Source organism: Pseudohongiella sp. SYSU M77423, from assembly GCF_029911965.1.
Taxonomy (GTDB): Bacteria; Pseudomonadota; Gammaproteobacteria; order Pseudomonadales; family Pseudohongiellaceae; genus Pseudohongiella.
Map to the genome: position 1 here is coordinate 290173 of NZ_JARYTH010000002.1, position 16125 is coordinate 306297.

Here is a 16125-nt window from a genome sequence, read left to right on the forward strand (position 1 = left end):
TGAAAGTCAGAATTGCTGCGGCGTGCGCAGGCGTTGCCACCAGTTCAGTAAAGTCTTGTCCATGGCCCGCTGCAGCACCCCACCAATTTTTTCGCCCAGCGGCACACGTATCTCATAACAGACCTCGTAGACATCAGCAGCCTCGCAGGACTGGACAATAAAGTCATCGCTGGTTCCGATGTCATCAACCATTTTGCGGTCATGAGCCTGCATGCCTACCCAGGTCTCTCCCGTGGAGATTTGATCAATGTCTACGACGGGACGGTAGCGTTGAACCCAGTCCTTGAACAGGCCATGCATCTCTTCAACATCCTGCTTGACCTTTTCGCGCCCTTTTTCAGTCACCTCAGTGAACGGAGTCAGAGTCCGCTTGTATTCACCAGCCGTGATCATCTCGAAATCAACATCGTTTTTCTTCAACAGCCTGTGGATGTTCGGCATCTGCACCAGCACGCCTATCGAGCCAATGATGGCAAACGGCGCTGCCAGCAGCCGATCTGCCAGACACGCCATCATGTAACCGCCGCTAGCGGCAACTTTGTCTACGCAGATGGTGAGCGGGATATTGCTCTGCTTAAGTCTGAGCAACTGCGACGCCGCCAGTCCGTAGGCATGCACCATGCCACCCGGGCTCTCCAGTCGCAACATGACTTCGTCATTTGACTCTGCCATGGTCAACACAGCCGTCACTTCCTGCCGCAGGGATTCCACCTCGTTTGCTTCCATGTCACCGTTAAAACTCAGAACATAAATGCGTTTTTTTCGCTGCTCACTGGATTGCTCACCCTTCAGTCTGCGCGCCTCTTCTTTGTCTTTTTTCTTCTGCGCCTTCAACAGCTTTTTAAGCATGAACTTGTCCAGAATCACGCGCTGCAGACTCTCTTTCAGGTCTTCAATTTCTTTGTTCAGGTGAATCACAGAAATACTGCCGCGGTTCACCTGGCGACGGTTGCGCTGACCGGCAGCGACAAGAATGCTTACCACCGCAAAAATGGCCACGACGATGGTTACCGCCCTCGCAAGAAACATCAGGTATTCAACAAAGTATTCCAAGATTTACACTCTCCTTTCAACGAGCGCTGTTGTTCAGCGCCGATTCCACATACGTCTCTATCAATTGCCCGGCAATGCTTATGCGCGGGGAAGGTACCTTCGGTAGCTGATCAACAGCATACCAATCGGCATCAGCAATTTCGTCCGGATCGGGGTTAATTTCGCCATCCAGGTAATCAGCGTAAAAGCCAAGCATTAACTGAGACGGAAACGGCCACGGCTGACTGCCGGTGTATCGAATATTGGTAACCTGCAGGCCGACCTCTTCGAAGACTTCCCGCCTTACCGCCTGCTCTGCACTCTCCCCTGGCTCGATAAAACCGGCCAGACAGCTGTAAAAATCAGTGCCGCGCCGACTGCTTCTGGCCAGCAGAATATTGTCGCCACGGGTAATCAGAACAATAATGCAGGGATTAATGCGGGGGTAGTATTCCTTGCCACAGGCAGTGCACAACACCCGGTTGGCAGCTTCCGCCAATTCTGTCTGATGTCCGCAGGCGCCACAGTAGCGGTGCATGATGTACCAATTTACAAGTTGACTGGCACGACCCACAACCGAAAATGAATCAAAGCCTGACTCCAGCAAAAACTGGCGCACGCCGACCGGTTCAATACTGGGGAATGGTTTGAGGGAGTCAAGCACCGCAACCTGGTAAACACCTGCGCCTCCGGTCTCATCGGCCACCGGCAACAGGGCGCGAAGCACAACATCAGGGCGGTTAAGTACATCTGGATTCCAGAGAGGACGCCCATTGTTCAGCAGAACACTGCCTTCGTGAAAAAGGATGACGGCAGCAGGCATCAGTCGGACTTGCCTCTAAGCCACACACAATTCTCGCCACTGGCCTTTTGGATGCGTTCCAGAAGCTTCTGGTGCGCCTGCCACTCTGCCTCTGTTGGCTGCGAAACTGCCAGCGCCAGACCTTCGCGGCTGACGCGAACAGCTTGTGTAGCGCCGCTTTCATTCTCTGACGCGGCTTCTTCAGCCAGACTCAGATCAGTCTGACCACCGGTCATCAGTAGATAAACGTCGGCCAGTATCTCGGAGTCAAGCAAGGCGCCGTGCAGTTCACGATGGGAGTTATCGACCTCGTAGCGCTTACAAAGGGCATCCAGACTGTTGCGCTGACCGGGGTGTTTGCGCCGGGCCAGCTGCAATGTATCGGTAATGCGACAATAATCTGCCATCCGCCCATAGGATGAGCCGAGTCGCTCCAGTTCCGCGTCAAGGAACCCAATATCGAACGGGGCATTGTGTATCAGCAGTTCTGCCCCACGGACAAATTCAAGAAACTCATCAGCAATTTCGGAGAACACCGGTTTGTCAGCCAGAAATTCGTTGCTGATGCCGTGCACTTCCTGGGCACCTTCGTCAATTTCCCGCTCGGGTCTGACATACTGGTGATAGTGATTGCCAGTAAGCCTGCGATGTTCAACTTCAACGCAACCTATTTCGATGATCCGGTGTCCCTGGGAGGCTTCCAGGCCGGTCGTTTCTGTATCCAGTACAATCTGACGCACTACTGATGCACTCCCGTATCTGCTTGTGCCGGCAACTCATCAATCCCACGATTCGCCAATTCATCCGCCAGCTCATTGCCCGGGTGGCCACTGTGTCCCTTGACCCAGTGCCAGTCAATATCGTGCTGCTGACTTAGCTCATCGAGCGCCTGCCACAGCTCCTGATTCAGTACCGGCTTGCGATTGGCGGTTTTCCAGCCTCTACGCTTCCAGTTGGGCAACCATTCACTGATGCCTGTCAGGACGTAACGTGAGTCGCTATATAATGAAACCTGACAGCCCGAACGTTTGAGTGCCTCAAGCGCCTTGATGACGGCAAGCAGCTCCATCTTATTATTGGTAGTGTGGAAGCTGCCGCCATACAGTTGCTTCTCCACCCCACGGTAACGCAGAACAGCCCCCCAACCACCCGGCCCCGGGTTGCCACGACAGGCACCATCGGTATAAATTTCAACAACTTCTTTCAATCATCTAGCCTTATTTGTAACTTATTCGTGATCGGGAGTATGGCGTCTGTAGGGGCGCAGCGGTACGACTTTGCGTGCCCTGCCAGCCGCTCTGCCTGGCTGGCTGGCAACACGACCCGTTTCAGGCAATGGTACGCCGAGCGCCGGCCGCTGCATTTTTCGCCAGCGCGGTGCTACCGGAATCAGTGGCACGCGCTGCTTGCTGGCAACCACCATATAGAACGCGCCTGTCGGATTGCCCAGTTTATCCAGCCAGCGCTCAAAATCGGCGGCTTTAGCAAGAATCCGTGGGTGCTTGAGCGGTGGCAGAAACCCACCGTAGGTGACTTTATCAACGCTAAAATCCAGCAGGCTCAACCAGTCCGACAAGCGACGTCGCGACAGAAAGCGGGCATTCCATGGTGTGCGTGGTCGCCAGCGCAGCAACTTGCTGAGCCCCCAGAGACTAACTGGATTGAAGCCAACAATCAGCAAACGTCCGCCTGGCCGCAATACCCGGGTCGCTTCCCGCAATAGCCGGTGACTGTCATTAGTGTAATCCAGCGCATGGTGCAGAAGAACTGCGTCAACGCTGTCGGTTTCCAGCGGCAGAGACTCGATGCTGGCCACAGGCTGGTTGATACCTGGTCGCCAGGCCGGTGCAAAACAAATCTTGTGCCCGACCAGGCAGTCCTGCAACATGTCCACTTGCGGTGCACAGGACAACTGCAGGACATGATAGCCAAACACACGACTGAGCACCGGGTATAGCGCCTGGCGCTGAGCATCCAGCAAGGCCTGACCCAGCGGTGATTGCAGCCACTCAGACAGTTCTGGCTCCAGCGTCACGGGATCGGGTAACTCGGGTTTGCGGTTGTGGGATGACATTGGCATTCTCCTCGAGTCTGGATTCTAGCACCGCAACGGAAACTCACCAAACCTGATCTGATATCATTGAGAAAAGCAGCAAAAGGAGAACACCATGAGCGATCAGGCGCAGTTCAGTATGGTTCCCATACCGGCGTTTAATGACAACTACATTTGGGCTATCTGTCATGGCAGTGCATGCACTGTAGTCGATCCGGGTGACGCCGAGCCCGTGATCGCGTTTCTTCAGGAAAAAGGTCTGCAGCTGCACTCAATACTGATAACTCATCACCACGCAGATCATGTCGGTGGCCTGAAAACGCTGCTGTCACGCTATTTCGTGCCGGTTTATGGTCCAAAAGGCGGTCATATTGATGGCATAAGCACAGCTGTAGGTGAGGCCGATCAGCTTGAGGTTGTCGGTGGATTCAGACTACAGGTTATTACGGTACCTGGTCACACACTGGACCATATCGCGTATTTCGGCAAACAACCGGACGATGACTCCCCTGCTCTGTTCTGTGGCGACACACTCTTCGCGGGCGGCTGCGGCCGTATATTTGAAGGTACGCCAGAAATGATGTACCAGTCGCTGCAGCGTCTGAGCAGTCTTCCCGGTAACACGCGGGTCTACTGCGCGCACGAATACACACTCAAGAACCTTGAATTTGCATCGCTTGCCGAACCACAGAACATCGATCTGCAACAGCGGATTGACGCTGAGAAAACAAAGCGCTCTAAACATTTGCCGACGCTCCCATCAACAATTGAGTTAGAATTGCGAACCAATCCGTTTTTGCGTTGTCACAATGACAGCCTCAAACAGCGTGTAATCGAACATTCTCCCGCTGAGATCAATGATGACTGCGGCACATTCGCTGCCCTGCGTCGTTGGAAGGACAACGCATAGACAAACGCCAGGCCGGACAGGAAGATGGCCGGCAGGAAACGACTAACAGGAATACTGCAGGAAACATGACTCCAGAATCATCCAAACCCCGCTTCAAGCGCCGGCGACTGTCGGCCCTGATTTCCCTGACTCTACTCATCAACGCCTGCAGCACTCTGCCACCGCCGGCCGAAGATACCGAACAGGCCGGCCCACTCTCCACACAAACACGAAGCGTTGCCCAGACACGCAATCGTGCACAACAGATACGGACCCAACGTGAAACACAGCCGGAACTGGAACTGACCCAGGCCGAGATCGAATTTCAGAACAGTGTGTGGTTCCGGGTCAGCGAAGGCATGCAGTTCTACCACCAGCATTACAACGACAGCATTCAGGAAGAAATTGACTGGTTTTTGAGTAACAGCAGCTTTATTAGCGAGATAAGTGCGCGTGCTGCTCCGTTCATTTACGAAATCGTATCAGAGATCCAGCAGCGCAATCTGCCGACCGAGCTCGCACTGCTGCCCTTTATTGAGAGCGCCTTTGAACCCAGCGCCCGCTCACCTGTCAATGCAGCAGGCCTGTGGCAATTCATGGCACCCACCGCAGCCAGCCTGGGCCTGCAGCGAGATTGGTGGTATGACGGCCGTCACGACCCGATCGCGTCAACCAGTGCAGCACTCGATTACCTGCAGCGACTGCACGCTCTGTTTAATGAGGACTGGTTACTGACACTGGCGGCCTACAACGCCGGCCAGGGAACCGTTTCCAGAGCCATTGAACGCAACGAGCGTAATGGCCGGGGCACAGATTTCTGGTCCTTGTCACTGCCAGGAGAGACACAGCGTCATGTACCGCGACTCCTCGCACTGGCGTATCTGATGGCAGACCCATTATCAAACGAACTCGCGTTAGAGCCAGTGCCCGATACCACCTGGCTGGCCCGTGTCGACGCAGGCTCGCAGATCGATCTGAATCTGGCAGCACAGCTGGCTGGCATAGAGCCGGAACTGCTGTATCAACTCAACCCCGGTTATCTGCAGTGGGCTACACGTCCGCAGGGCCCTCACCTGATCAATCTGCCGCTGGACGCTGCCGAGCGATTTTCTGCCAATCTTGCTGATCTGGGCGATAACCGTGTTACCTGGGAACGTTATCAGATAAAACCAGGCGATACGCTGAGCGGCATCGCGCGCTCACAGCGAACGACGGTCGCCGCCCTGCAGCAGGCCAACAATCTTACCGGTAGCTCGATTCGGGCAGGTGATGATCTGTTGATTCCGCGCGCCTATGGTGCCGGTGATGGCATTCCCGGTATGGCCAGTATTCTGGCAGCAAACAATAATCAGCCGATACCCGCGGGCAATTACATAGTCAAAAGCGGAGACAGCCTCTGGAGCATCGCTAATCGCTACAGCCTGACTGTCAATGAACTGAGGCGCTGGAACAGTTTGAGCGAGAGCACTGTGTTGCAACCGGGTCAGCGACTGGTTCTGCAGGCCGGAAACCTGACCGCAGCTGCAGACCTGTCAGGCAGCACCCAAGCTACCCTGACCCAGCGTTACGAAGTCAAATCGGGCGACACCCTTGCGGGAATCGCCAGACGGCATGGTGTGAGTGTAGAGGATATTACTGAGTGGAATGGCATCAGCCAACGTGCTCTTATCCATCCTGGCCAGGAGCTGATTTTGCACGTGGAGTAAGTCCGGCTGCTTCGCCGGACAACAGGTCCGGTTGCTGTTAAAGCAACCGGGCCCCTATCAGAATGATAACCAGCAGCACCGTTACCCACAACAGCATACTGCCAGTCGGCCAGGTTCGGGCCAGCGGGCCTTCCGGACCATGATAACGCAGCAGCATTGCCGGGATTGATTTACTGGGTTTGACGACCAGTGACTGCAGCAAATCCCCCAGACCTTTCACCAGGCGTTCGAATGCACGCCATAGTATCGGCCCAAGCCGTCGGTAGAAAAAGTCTACATCAAGGCTGATGGTCAGCGTGCGTTTCATCAAAGGCAGGGTAACGAAGAACGCCAGACCAGCAAACAGCAATAGCTGCAACTGGGTCACCAGGTGGTCCGCCGTATAAGGCTCGTATGTCGCCTCAAATGGCAGGAAGTCATACAGAATTTGCGGGAAAACACCGATCAGCACGCAGGCCGCAGCAAAGAAAATCATCGCCGCCTGCATGTTCCAGGACGGATCCTTCGGTCGCAGGCCAGAATCCTTCTGGAAAAACACAAACCAAGGGAATTTGATGCCGGCATGCAGGAATACACCTGCCGATGCAGCTACCAGGCAGTACCAGACAAAGGCGTACTGCTCATAGGCAGCACCTGAGCTGATCATTGACTTGGAAATGAATCCAGAGGTGTACGGGAACGCCGAGATGGCAAGCGCGCCAATGATGCCGCAGACAGCCGTCACCGGCATGGTTCGGTACAGACCGCCAAGATCAGTACACTTGCGCTTGCCAGTCTGGACCATGACCGCACCTGCGCTCATCAGCAGCAACGCTTTGTAGATGATATGCGAGAAGGCATGTGCGGCCACACCGTTAAGCGCCATCTCGGTACCAATACCAACACCTACAACCATGAAACCCACCTGGTTTACGATTGAGTAAGCCAGAATACGCCGCATGTCGTTTTCCATCAGCGCGTAAATAATTCCGTAGAAAATCATGTACAGACCGATCCAGATCAGCACAGACTGACCCGGGAACAGCAACCATAGTGCCAGTACGGCCGTTTTGGTTGTGAACGCCGAGAGGAACACAGAACCTGTCGGGCTTGCTTCAGGATAGGCATCTGACAGCCATGCAGAGACCGGGGGCGCCGCTGCATTGATCAGGATACCAATCAGAATCATCCAGGTGGCAAAACTTTCCAGCTGCAGTGCCTGAATCTCGATTGAGCCTGTCTGGATTGCCACACCTTCAATACCGATCTTGAGAATGATGCCGCCGATCAGGTGCATGATGCCGTAACGAATACCGGCACGGCGCGCCTCCTCAGTGCCTCCACACCAGACCACGATCGTCGAGAACAGTGCCATGAATTCCCAGAACAGGAACAGCGTAATCAGATCACCGGCAAAAGAAACACCGACAGCGCCGGCGGCATATGCCATGGCCGCTGAGAGTTCAGCTACTTTTGCGTGCCTGAAGGCGAAAAATCCGCCGATCATGGCCATCAGGGCGAATATCGTCGCGAACAGGCGTCGGACATTGCTGGCCTCAACCAGTTCGACTTCATAACCGAGAAACCGGGCGCTCAACAGCACACCGTCATCCAGATTCCATATCATCAGGAGTGTCAGTAGCGGTACCAGCACCAGAAGAACTGGACGGAAACTATCGCGGACCACCGGCAGCAGCATGGCGCCGATGATCATGATGAAGGCAGGTGGGAACATTAACTCAGAGATCGTCATAGTACGTATCCGGACGCTTCAAAAATACTCCCAGGAGCTTGGCGAATACCACCATGCCCAGGCAGCTGACAAAACCGTAGATGGCATAAAAGCCAAAATAACCATCCAGTGCAAAATAGGCATGCACATGCACGAATATCTGTGCCAGTACCGTCAATGCGAGGATGACTGAAAACACCCACCACAGAATCTTGATAGTGGAAGCCCTGACCAGCCAATGGGGCTTGCCATCAACCAGATCAGGTGTTTCTACACGTGGACAGTCGGCGCCATATTCATTGGCCACCAGGCCCTTGCCTGCCTTGCCGGGTACGGCCTTGATTTCACCAGGCTGCTCGCTCATTACGGCATCCCTCCTACAATCTGAGTCTCAAGATCCAGTACCGGACCGTTAAAGAAGAAGAACAACAGCGTCAGGGTCGCTGTGACGCTCAACGCAATAACCATATTGGTGGGCGCTTCGGCGTGATCCTTGACGGGTGTCACATCCTCGGGCTTGAAGAATGCATTAAAGATGATTGGCAGGAAATAAGCCGCATTCAGCGCCGTGGACAGAATCAACACAACCAGCACGAAATAATTATCAAGCTGGAAGGCACCCGCAATGATGAACCACTTGGAGACAAACCCTGCCGTTGGCGGCACACCGATCATGGACAAAGCACCGATCGCAAAGGCCGTCATCGTGTAAGGCATCCGCCAGCCTATGCCGTTCAACTGGGTGATCTCGGTCTTCTTGGACGCCACATAGATGGCACCGGCGGTAAAGAACAGTGTGATCTTGCCAAAAGCGTGAGCAGCGATATGTATGGCCGCGCCTATTTCAGAGAATGGTGCGAGTGCCATTGTCGCCATGATGATGTAACTCAACTGGCCAATGGTTGAGTATGCCAACAGTCGTTTGATATTGGTCTGCCGCAAGGCGATGCAGGACGCTGCCACGACTGTGAAACCGGCGATATAAACAGCGAACTGTTCATACGGAACTTCGGCCAGATAGTCGGTACCAAAAATATAGATGACCACCTTGATCAAGGTGAATACACCCGCCTTTACAACGGCGACCGCGTGCAGCAATGCGGAGACTGGCGTCGGCGCGACCATCGCAGCCGGCAGCCAGCGATGAACCGGCATCACTGCAGCCTTGGCTACACCAAACAGGAACAACATCAACAACAGCGTCGCGGAGCCAGCCGCCAACTGACCCTCGAGGATTCCGCCTGGAACAAAATCCAGCGTACCTGCGGCCGCATAGGTCCAGATGATTGCCGGCAGCAGGAACACGATGGACGTTGTCATCAGGATGCCGAGATAAGTACGCCCGCCCGCCTTGGCCTTGTCGTCACCTTTATGTGTGACAAGAGGATATGTCGAGATTGTCAGGACTTCATAAAAAATGAAGAGTGTCAGCAGGTTTGCAGAGAACGCCACACCCATGGCACCAAACAGCGCGATGGCAAAGCATACATAAAAGCGTGTCTGCTGTTTTTCATTGGTGCCGCGCATATAGCCGATGGCGTAAATCGAGGTAACAATCCAGAGGCCGCTGGCGATCATTGCGAACAGTATCGACAGTGGTTCGGTATTGAAGGCAATTGGCACCCCGGAGAACAGCGTGACCAGTTCAACGCCTATTTCCTCACCAGCGTTCAGCCCCATCAGTACACGAATGACCAAACCGAACAGCGTCAGGGCTGTCACCATGGTTACAGTTTCGCGAAGGTTCGGCCAGCGACCTGCCAATGCAATCAGCACCGCTCCGAGCAGCGGTACAACCAGCGTTAACAACAATGCAGTATTGGCAGTCACCGTACAACACCTCCCGCCATCAACTGAGCGGCAGCCGCTTCGGCTATATCCACAGTCAGACGCGTATCAATTCCAAACCAGATATTGGCAATGACGAGTACCCACAATGGAACCAGCAGACCCCAGGGTGCTTCACGCTTGGTGGCATCTTTGGGCTCACCAAAGAAACCAGCTTCCACAACACGACCAACATACACAACAGCCAGCATTGAACCTGCCAGAATGGCAACCACAACAGGCCACCAGCCCAGCTCCAGGGCAGCCAGGATCAAGTGCCACTTGCTGACAAAACCAACAGTCAATGGCACACCTATCAGGCTGAGGCCACCAAGAACAAAGGCCCAGAATGTCAAAGGCATGGTTTTGGCCAGACCACGCATATCGTCAATGCTGGTACCACCCATCCTGTAAGCCACGGCACCCATCACCATAAACAGCGCGCCCTTCATCAGGCCATGGTTAAATACATGCAGCAGCGATGCAGTCAGACCCATGGCCGTGCCCATCGCAAGGCCAAGGACGATATAGCCAATCTGCGCCACGCTCGAGTAGGCCAGCATGCGTTTGATATTCGGCTGCATGATGCTGACTGTGGATGCACTCAACAGACCGATAATCGCCAGTGGAACCAGAACCTCCGCAAGTGGTTCCGCACCAAAGCTGAACTCCACACCAAAAATCGTAAATACGAAGCGAATCAGAACATAAACTGCCACCTTGGTTGCGGTAGCGCCGAGAAACGCCGTGACGGCCGATGGCGAATAGGTGTACGCATTCGGCAGCCATAGATGCAGCGGGAACAGAGCCAGTTTCAGACAGATACCAGTCACGATGAAGGCAAAAGCCGTGCGAACGGTGCTGGAATCGCTTATGGCAGGCAGGCGTTCTGCCAGATCCGCCATATTCAGTGTACCCGTCATCACGTAGAGGAAGCCGACACCAATCAGGTAGAACGTGGCACCAATTGTGCCCATGATCAGGTAGGAGAAAGACGCCGTCAGAGCACGCCGATCCCTGCCCATGGCAATCAGTGTATAGGTCGCCAGAGATGAAACTTCCAGGAACACAAACACGTTGAAAGCATCGCCGGTTACTGTGATACCGCAAAGGCCAAGAATTAACAGCAGCAACGCTGTGTAGAACAGTGGGCAGCGATCAGCACCGATTTCGTGTTCAACACTCAGCCGGGCATAGGGTAAAACCACACTAGCCAGACCAGTGATCAATACCAGCAGCAGGGCATTGGCAAAATCAATTCTGTATTCGATACCCCAGGGTGCTTCCCAGCCGCCCATGGTATAGATGAAAGTGCCCTGGGCATTGACCTGAATCAGCAGCAGAACGCTGCACAACAGTGCGAACCAGGAAAGCAGCGTCGCCAGCAGCCAGGGCCAGTTTGGGCCGCGCAGCAGCGACGCGACCGGCGCGCCAAGCAAGGGCGCCAGAATAACAAGTACAGGAAGATGCGCTAACATTAGAGTGAGGAGTCCATTGTATGTAATTCGTCTTCTTCAATCGTGCCAAACGACTCTTTGATGCGTACTGACAATGCGAGCCCGACTGCAGTCGTCGCCACACCGACAACAATCGCTGTCAGGATTAGTACGTGAGGCAGAGGGTTGGAATAAAGCGATGCGCCTTCCTGCATGACGGGACCGGTGGCACCTTCGATGTAACCAAAACTGATATAAAGGAAAAAGACCGATGTCTGAAAAACGTTCAGACCAATCAGCTTCTTGACCAGATTGCTGCTCGACATGACCATGTACAAACCGATCATCATCAGAAAAATGATGATGACGTAGTTCCACACTCCAAGTCCACTCATGATGCCTCTCCCCGACCTGCGAAGGTGAAGAACAGCAGCATCATCACTGATGCCACGGTCAGCCCCACACCGAACTCAACAAGAATAATACCAATGTGCTGACCAGCTATTGGGTCTGCAGCTAGAAAATCATAGTCCAGATAATTGCCACCCATCAGCATTGCAGCAACACCGACCAGGGCATAGATCAATACGCCGGAGGCGGCCACAATCTTCAACACCCATTGCGGCGCAATACGTTCAGCTGACTCCAGGCCAAACAAAAGTGTATGGATGACAAATGCTGAGGCAAAAATCACACCCGCCTGAAAGCCGCCACCTGGGCCGAAATCGCCATGAAACTGGACATACAGGCCAAACAGCAGAATATAAGGTATGAGAAACTTGCCGACGATCCTGAGGATCAGATGGTCACTCATTGGATATACCCTCTTTGCGCTTGCGCCGTCGGCCTATCAATAACATGACGCCAACACCCGCAGTAAAAATAACAACCACTTCACCCAGTGTGTCGTAACCTCGATAGCTGGCTAGCACTGCAGTCACAAAATTGGGTACGTCAATCTCCTGCGGGGACTGTTCGATGTAGCGCGGAGCAACATGAGTATGAACCGGGTTATCAGGCTCTCCGAAAGGAGGCAGGTCCATTATGCCATACACCAGCGTCGCGCCAGTTATCACAACTATCGCCAGGGGAAGAATGGTGCCCTTCTTTTTTAGAGGCTTTTCTTCTCTGCCGGTCATGGAAATGGTTGCCAGCATCAGGATCGTCGAAATACCTGCGCCAACAGCTGCCTCCGTAAATCCTACGTCCGCCGCGTCAAGCACCATAAACAGTGATGCCGAGGTTAGGCTGTAGATACCAAACAGCATGACTGCCGTAAACAGATCCCGGATCCGCAGTACTGCGATGGAAATGATGGCGAGAAATACCAGCAGGAAAATGTCAATCAATTGTTCCAGTATCACTTGCTGGCTCCTTGTTCTACACCACTGGTTTTAGTCCAGGGTACCAGTCCGCTATGGCGGGCCGCTTTAGCCAGGGCGTGCGTTGATGTTGGACAGGTGAACAACATAAAAAGGAATATCAGAAACAGTTTAGCGCTCGCCAGAGTCAGGCCGAAATGAATCATCAATCCGCCGAAGAACAGCCCAGCGCAAAGCGTATCGGTTACACCAGCGGCGTGCATCCGGGTGTAAAAATCTGGAAACCGGTTTATACCGATACCACCTATTACTCCCAGCGCACAGCCGGACAACAGCAGGATGGCCGAAAGCCATTGCAACAGATCCATGACTTACTCCTCGGTAGTTTCGCCGTCGTGGCCAAGTGTGCCGTATTCGAAATACTTCATCACCGCAATCATGGCGATGAAGTTGATCATGGCGTAGACCAGAGCAATGTCGAGATAATCGGCCCGTCCTGCCAGGGCGGCGATCAGGGATATCAACATCACCGTTTTGGTTCCGAACATGTTGACAGCCAGCATGCGATCAAAAATGCTGGGACCCAGCAATGCCCGAACGATAGCCAGCAACATTGTCACCAGAATAGCGATGGCAGCAGCGGCCAGTATCATGATTTCACCTCAACTTCAGAAGGTACACGGGCATCCATATCTCCGCTCAGCACGCCCTGAGCCGCAGCCCGATTCAGCGCATGGGCTTCGATCAGGTCGCCTTTAACTTCCAGAGTAACAGTACCCGGCGTCAGTGTGACTGAGTTGCCCAGAACCACCTTACCCAACTCTGAGTGTCGGGAGATGCGCGTTTGCACAACTGATGGATCGATATCGGGGTTCGGGCTGAGAATGACCTTGATGACCTGAAAATTTGAGATGACGATCTGACCAAGCAGATAGCCCCAGTAACGCACGAGTTTGAAGCTCAGGTGCAGAGGGTGGCTTTCGTCGTCAACCACGTTCATGCGGTGAGCAAGAAAAGTGGTGAAAATAACAGAAACAACACCGAGTGAGATGAGAAGAACCTTGGTGTAACCGGAGAGTATCCACCAAAGAACGGCCAGAATGACCAGTAGAGCTGACATGTGCTTCATTATTTAGCGCCCCAGAGCAGACGCACCAATCTGCACCTGCCAAGACCATTTGTTATGAATGGGATTTTAACCCCTGATGTGATTGTCTGACTGCAAATTTGTGATGACAAATTACATCAATTTGTGTCAACAACCTATTTTTTTGGCAATAGCGCCAATGTGTTGTCAAAGTAGCCGTACCGCCCGACAACCAAAATAATTGCAGGAGAAAACTAGCAAAACGCCGTCGCCTTGGCAAGAAATTCCGGCCCTGACGACGGCGCTTTAGTACCTGCCAGCAGCTAGGCAGGTGCGCGTAACATCACTGTAAACTACCTGATGGAAGCCTCTTCCTGCAGATTGCTCAACAGTGCAGAAAACACACTTCGCCCACGATTCTCCAGCATGGCGGCTGCCAGCTGCTGACGCTGGTCTTCGCCCAGCTCATCCAGGCTGCCAGCATTGACCGACTGCAGTTCAATAACGACATAGGCACCATTATTGAGTTGAAAACCGGCAAGCTCGGAATCGTTCTCCGCTGGCGCCGGCATTGAGAATACATTGGCCACTATTTCGGTATTGATATCAAATTGACCGCGACGAACACCCTCTCTCTCTGACCACTCCAGGGACTCCTGCTGCACAAATGAATCGATACTTTCGCCAGCCTGAAGCGCTGCGAGAATTTGTTCACCTACTGCTCTCGCCTGCTCCTGCTCCATCTGTGTACGAAGTTCGACAGCGATATCGGCGCGAACGTCTTCCAGCGGCTGAAGCGCTGATGGTCGATGTTCCGCCAGATGAATGACAACGGCCCGTGTCTCGCCAAGTTCAATAAGATCACTGTTAAGATCTTCTTCCAGTACTTCTGGTGAAAACGCTGCTTCGATAACGGCAGGATCAGATGTCACCGCGCTGCTACCACCTTCACGGCCAAAGAACGCTGACTGTTGAATCTCAAGGCCCAGCTCTTCGTTGATGGCCTGCAGATCAAAGTTCTCAAACGCAAGGTTGGCCATCGATTCGAGTCGACTGAAGTACAATTCGTCAACGCGCGCCTGGCTGAGTTCTCGTCTCAGCCGCTCCTCAACCTCCTCAAAGGGAGGGTAATCCTGCGCATCATATTCAGTCAGCTTAAGCAGGTGCACACCAAACTCTGATACTACCGGGTCAGATACCTCACCCACTTCCAGGGCTGCCAGTGCGCTTTCCATCTCCTGGGGAAACACGCTGCCATCTGTGAAACCGATATCACCATCTTCCGCTGCGGATGCTTCGTCTACGGAGAACTCCCGGGCCAGCTCACCAAAATCCTCGCCCGCATCTATCCGCGCTTTTACTTCGTTTGCGCGCGCAATCACGTCCTCTTCGCTTCCAGAACCGAGGTCAAAGAGTATATGCGCAGCTCTTCGTTCGACGTCAGCGACGGCAGCATCACGGTCTGCCTCGTAGCGCTCCATAACGGTGGCCTCATCGACTTCGACCTCATCGAAGATGGCGTCTTTATCCAGCATCACATAAGCCACAGAAACCTGTTCGGGGCTTGTGAACTGCTCGGGGTTCTGTTCGTAATAGGCTTCGATCGCCTCTGGCTCAACCGCCTGGCCCAGGGTTCTGTTACCTAATGGAATTGAAAGATATCGAAAATCTCTGGTCTGAGTCTGCAGCTCGGCAATGCGTTGCAGGTCGGCATCCGTCACAAACGACGTCGCAGCATAGGCGTTAGCCAGCTGTCCCATCATCATGCTCTCTGCCAGTAACTGTCGATAAGCCTGGGGCGTATAGCCCTGTGCAGCCATGGTACGACGCGCCATCTCGTTGTCGAATACGCCGCCAATCTGGAACTGGGGGGTACGCAGAATCTGTCGATCCACCGAGTCATCAGAGATTGCCATCCCGGACTCCTGCGCGGCCTGCATCAACAATTTATCCTCAATCAACTGATTCAACGCGACCTCGCGGATCAGCTCTTCATCGAAGTCCGCTACATTGGCGCCCATCGAGGCCATCAGGTTCTGAATACTGACAGCAAGCTCCTGTTCAGTAATGTCTTCACCATTGACCGAGACTACATTGTTGCTGCCAAGAAACCCGCCAACAATGGACTCGGCACCAAACAGCGCAAAAATGCCAATGATGAAACCAATAATGATCTTGGCTACAACGCCCTGGGAATTGTCACGAATAGTCTGCAGCATAGCGCTTCCTGAATGTCATACATGTAAACTAAAAGGGCGCA

General features: G+C 53.6%; 18 protein-coding genes. 2 read left to right on the plus strand and 16 right to left on the minus strand.

The features are described 5' to 3' along the window. Positions 1-6: 6 nt before the first annotated feature. From sohB to QGM61_RS05180, 5 genes are read right to left on the minus strand one after another with little or no spacing between them, the layout of a single operon-like run. Entirely contained in the window at positions 7-1053 is a 1047-nt protein-coding gene (gene sohB, locus QGM61_RS05160) for a protease SohB (RefSeq protein ID WP_237134066.1), read from the minus strand. A 16-nt stretch (positions 1054-1069) separates the two neighbouring features. After that, entirely contained in the window at positions 1070-1855 is a 786-nt protein-coding gene (gene nudC, locus QGM61_RS05165) for an NAD(+) diphosphatase (protein WP_237134065.1), read from the minus strand. Next, positions 1855-2574 carry a DNA polymerase III subunit epsilon gene (gene dnaQ, locus QGM61_RS05170; protein WP_237134064.1) on the minus strand — a complete coding sequence of 240 codons (720 nt, stop codon included), beginning with the start codon at positions 2572-2574 and terminating at the stop codon, positions 1855-1857. The genes nudC and dnaQ overlap by 1 nt, the downstream gene beginning before the upstream one ends. Continuing rightward, a complete protein-coding gene (gene rnhA / locus QGM61_RS05175) occupies positions 2574-3041 on the minus strand; it encodes a ribonuclease HI (RefSeq protein WP_237134063.1) in 468 nt (155 codons plus the stop codon). Before rnhA ends, dnaQ begins: the two co-directional genes overlap by 1 nt. Positions 3042-3062: 21 nt before the next feature. Further along, positions 3063-3908: a class I SAM-dependent methyltransferase gene (locus QGM61_RS05180; RefSeq protein WP_237134062.1), complete on the minus strand. Its 846-nt coding sequence runs from the start codon at positions 3906-3908 to the stop codon at positions 3063-3065. Positions 3909-4002: 94 nt separating this feature from the next. On the opposite strand from QGM61_RS05180, the gene gloB reads away from it, so the two are divergent. Together gloB and QGM61_RS05190 are read left to right on the plus strand one after the other, a co-directional pair. Beyond that, positions 4003-4797: a hydroxyacylglutathione hydrolase gene (gene gloB / locus QGM61_RS05185; RefSeq protein ID WP_237134061.1), complete on the plus strand. Its 795-nt coding sequence runs from the start codon at positions 4003-4005 to the stop codon at positions 4795-4797. Positions 4798-4862: 65 nt separating this feature from the next. Beyond that, complete coding sequence (locus QGM61_RS05190) at positions 4863-6482, plus strand: LysM peptidoglycan-binding domain-containing protein (protein ID WP_281132216.1); 1620 nt, start codon at positions 4863-4865, stop codon at positions 6480-6482. A gap of 37 nt (positions 6483-6519) precedes the next feature. On the opposite strand, the gene QGM61_RS05195 is transcribed toward QGM61_RS05190, so the two are convergent. From QGM61_RS05195 to QGM61_RS05245, 11 genes are all read right to left on the minus strand, one after another. Then, a complete protein-coding gene (locus tag QGM61_RS05195; RefSeq protein ID WP_237134059.1) occupies positions 6520-8214 on the minus strand; it encodes a Na(+)/H(+) antiporter subunit D in 1695 nt (564 codons plus the stop codon). Beyond that, entirely contained in the window at positions 8201-8557 is a 357-nt protein-coding gene (locus tag QGM61_RS05200) for a hypothetical protein (RefSeq protein WP_237134058.1), read from the minus strand. The genes QGM61_RS05195 and QGM61_RS05200 overlap by 14 nt, the downstream gene beginning before the upstream one ends. Further along, positions 8557-10023, minus strand: a complete 1467-nt coding sequence (locus QGM61_RS05205) for a proton-conducting transporter membrane subunit (RefSeq protein ID WP_237134057.1) — start codon at positions 10021-10023, stop codon at positions 8557-8559. Before QGM61_RS05205 ends, QGM61_RS05200 begins: the two co-directional genes overlap by 1 nt. Then, positions 10020-11498 carry a monovalent cation/H+ antiporter subunit D family protein gene (locus QGM61_RS05210; RefSeq protein ID WP_281132217.1) on the minus strand — a complete coding sequence of 493 codons (1479 nt, stop codon included), beginning with the start codon at positions 11496-11498 and terminating at the stop codon, positions 10020-10022. Before QGM61_RS05210 ends, QGM61_RS05205 begins: the two co-directional genes overlap by 4 nt. Beyond that, a complete protein-coding gene (locus QGM61_RS05215; protein WP_237134055.1) occupies positions 11498-11851 on the minus strand; it encodes a cation:proton antiporter subunit C in 354 nt (117 codons plus the stop codon). The genes QGM61_RS05210 and QGM61_RS05215 overlap by 1 nt, the downstream gene beginning before the upstream one ends. Further along, the gene (locus tag QGM61_RS05220; protein ID WP_237134054.1) at positions 11848-12270 is read right to left on the minus strand and encodes a Na(+)/H(+) antiporter subunit B; all 423 of its coding nucleotides are present in this window, start codon (positions 12268-12270) and stop codon (positions 11848-11850) included. The genes QGM61_RS05215 and QGM61_RS05220 overlap by 4 nt, the downstream gene beginning before the upstream one ends. Beyond that, positions 12263-12820 (minus strand): DUF4040 domain-containing protein, encoded by a 558-nt coding sequence (locus tag QGM61_RS05225; RefSeq protein ID WP_317622140.1) that lies wholly within the window; start codon positions 12818-12820, stop codon positions 12263-12265. Before QGM61_RS05225 ends, QGM61_RS05220 begins: the two co-directional genes overlap by 8 nt. After that, positions 12817-13146: a monovalent cation/H(+) antiporter subunit G gene (gene mnhG, locus QGM61_RS05230; protein WP_237134053.1), complete on the minus strand. Its 330-nt coding sequence runs from the start codon at positions 13144-13146 to the stop codon at positions 12817-12819. Before mnhG ends, QGM61_RS05225 begins: the two co-directional genes overlap by 4 nt. 3 nt (positions 13147-13149) lie before the next feature. Further along, positions 13150-13431 carry a monovalent cation/H+ antiporter complex subunit F gene (locus QGM61_RS05235; RefSeq protein ID WP_272907271.1) on the minus strand — a complete coding sequence of 94 codons (282 nt, stop codon included), beginning with the start codon at positions 13429-13431 and terminating at the stop codon, positions 13150-13152. After that, a complete protein-coding gene (locus tag QGM61_RS05240) occupies positions 13428-13907 on the minus strand; it encodes a Na+/H+ antiporter subunit E (protein WP_237134052.1) in 480 nt (159 codons plus the stop codon). Before QGM61_RS05240 ends, QGM61_RS05235 begins: the two co-directional genes overlap by 4 nt. A gap of 311 nt (positions 13908-14218) precedes the next feature. Next, positions 14219-16084 carry a SurA N-terminal domain-containing protein gene (locus QGM61_RS05245; RefSeq protein ID WP_281132218.1) on the minus strand — a complete coding sequence of 622 codons (1866 nt, stop codon included), beginning with the start codon at positions 16082-16084 and terminating at the stop codon, positions 14219-14221. Positions 16085-16125 lie beyond the last annotated feature (41 nt).

Excerpts from the sequence above, each read along its gene's own strand:
- nudC (WP_237134065.1), bottom strand. The coding sequence starts at position 1,855 with ATGCCTGCTGCCGTCATCCTTTTTCACGAAGGCAGTGTTCTGCTGAAC.
- QGM61_RS05180 (WP_237134062.1), bottom strand. The coding sequence starts at position 3,908 with ATGTCATCCCACAACCGCAAACCCGAGTTACCCGATCCCGTGACGCTG.
- gloB (WP_237134061.1), top strand. The coding sequence starts at position 4,003 with ATGAGCGATCAGGCGCAGTTCAGTATGGTTCCCATACCGGCGTTTAAT.
- QGM61_RS05190 (WP_281132216.1), top strand. The coding sequence starts at position 4,863 with ATGACTCCAGAATCATCCAAACCCCGCTTCAAGCGCCGGCGACTGTCG.
- QGM61_RS05195 (WP_237134059.1), bottom strand. The coding sequence starts at position 8,214 with ATGACGATCTCTGAGTTAATGTTCCCACCTGCCTTCATCATGATCATC.
- QGM61_RS05200 (WP_237134058.1), bottom strand. The coding sequence starts at position 8,557 with ATGAGCGAGCAGCCTGGTGAAATCAAGGCCGTACCCGGCAAGGCAGGC.
- QGM61_RS05210 (WP_281132217.1), bottom strand. The coding sequence starts at position 11,498 with ATGTTAGCGCATCTTCCTGTACTTGTTATTCTGGCGCCCTTGCTTGGC.
- QGM61_RS05215 (WP_237134055.1), bottom strand. The coding sequence starts at position 11,851 with ATGAGTGGACTTGGAGTGTGGAACTACGTCATCATCATTTTTCTGATG.
- QGM61_RS05220 (WP_237134054.1), bottom strand. The coding sequence starts at position 12,270 with ATGAGTGACCATCTGATCCTCAGGATCGTCGGCAAGTTTCTCATACCT.
- mnhG (WP_237134053.1), bottom strand. The coding sequence starts at position 13,146 with ATGGATCTGTTGCAATGGCTTTCGGCCATCCTGCTGTTGTCCGGCTGT.
- QGM61_RS05235 (WP_272907271.1), bottom strand. The coding sequence starts at position 13,431 with ATGATACTGGCCGCTGCTGCCATCGCTATTCTGGTGACAATGTTGCTG.
- QGM61_RS05240 (WP_237134052.1), bottom strand. The coding sequence starts at position 13,907 with ATGAAGCACATGTCAGCTCTACTGGTCATTCTGGCCGTTCTTTGGTGG.
- QGM61_RS05245 (WP_281132218.1), bottom strand. The coding sequence starts at position 16,084 with ATGCTGCAGACTATTCGTGACAATTCCCAGGGCGTTGTAGCCAAGATC.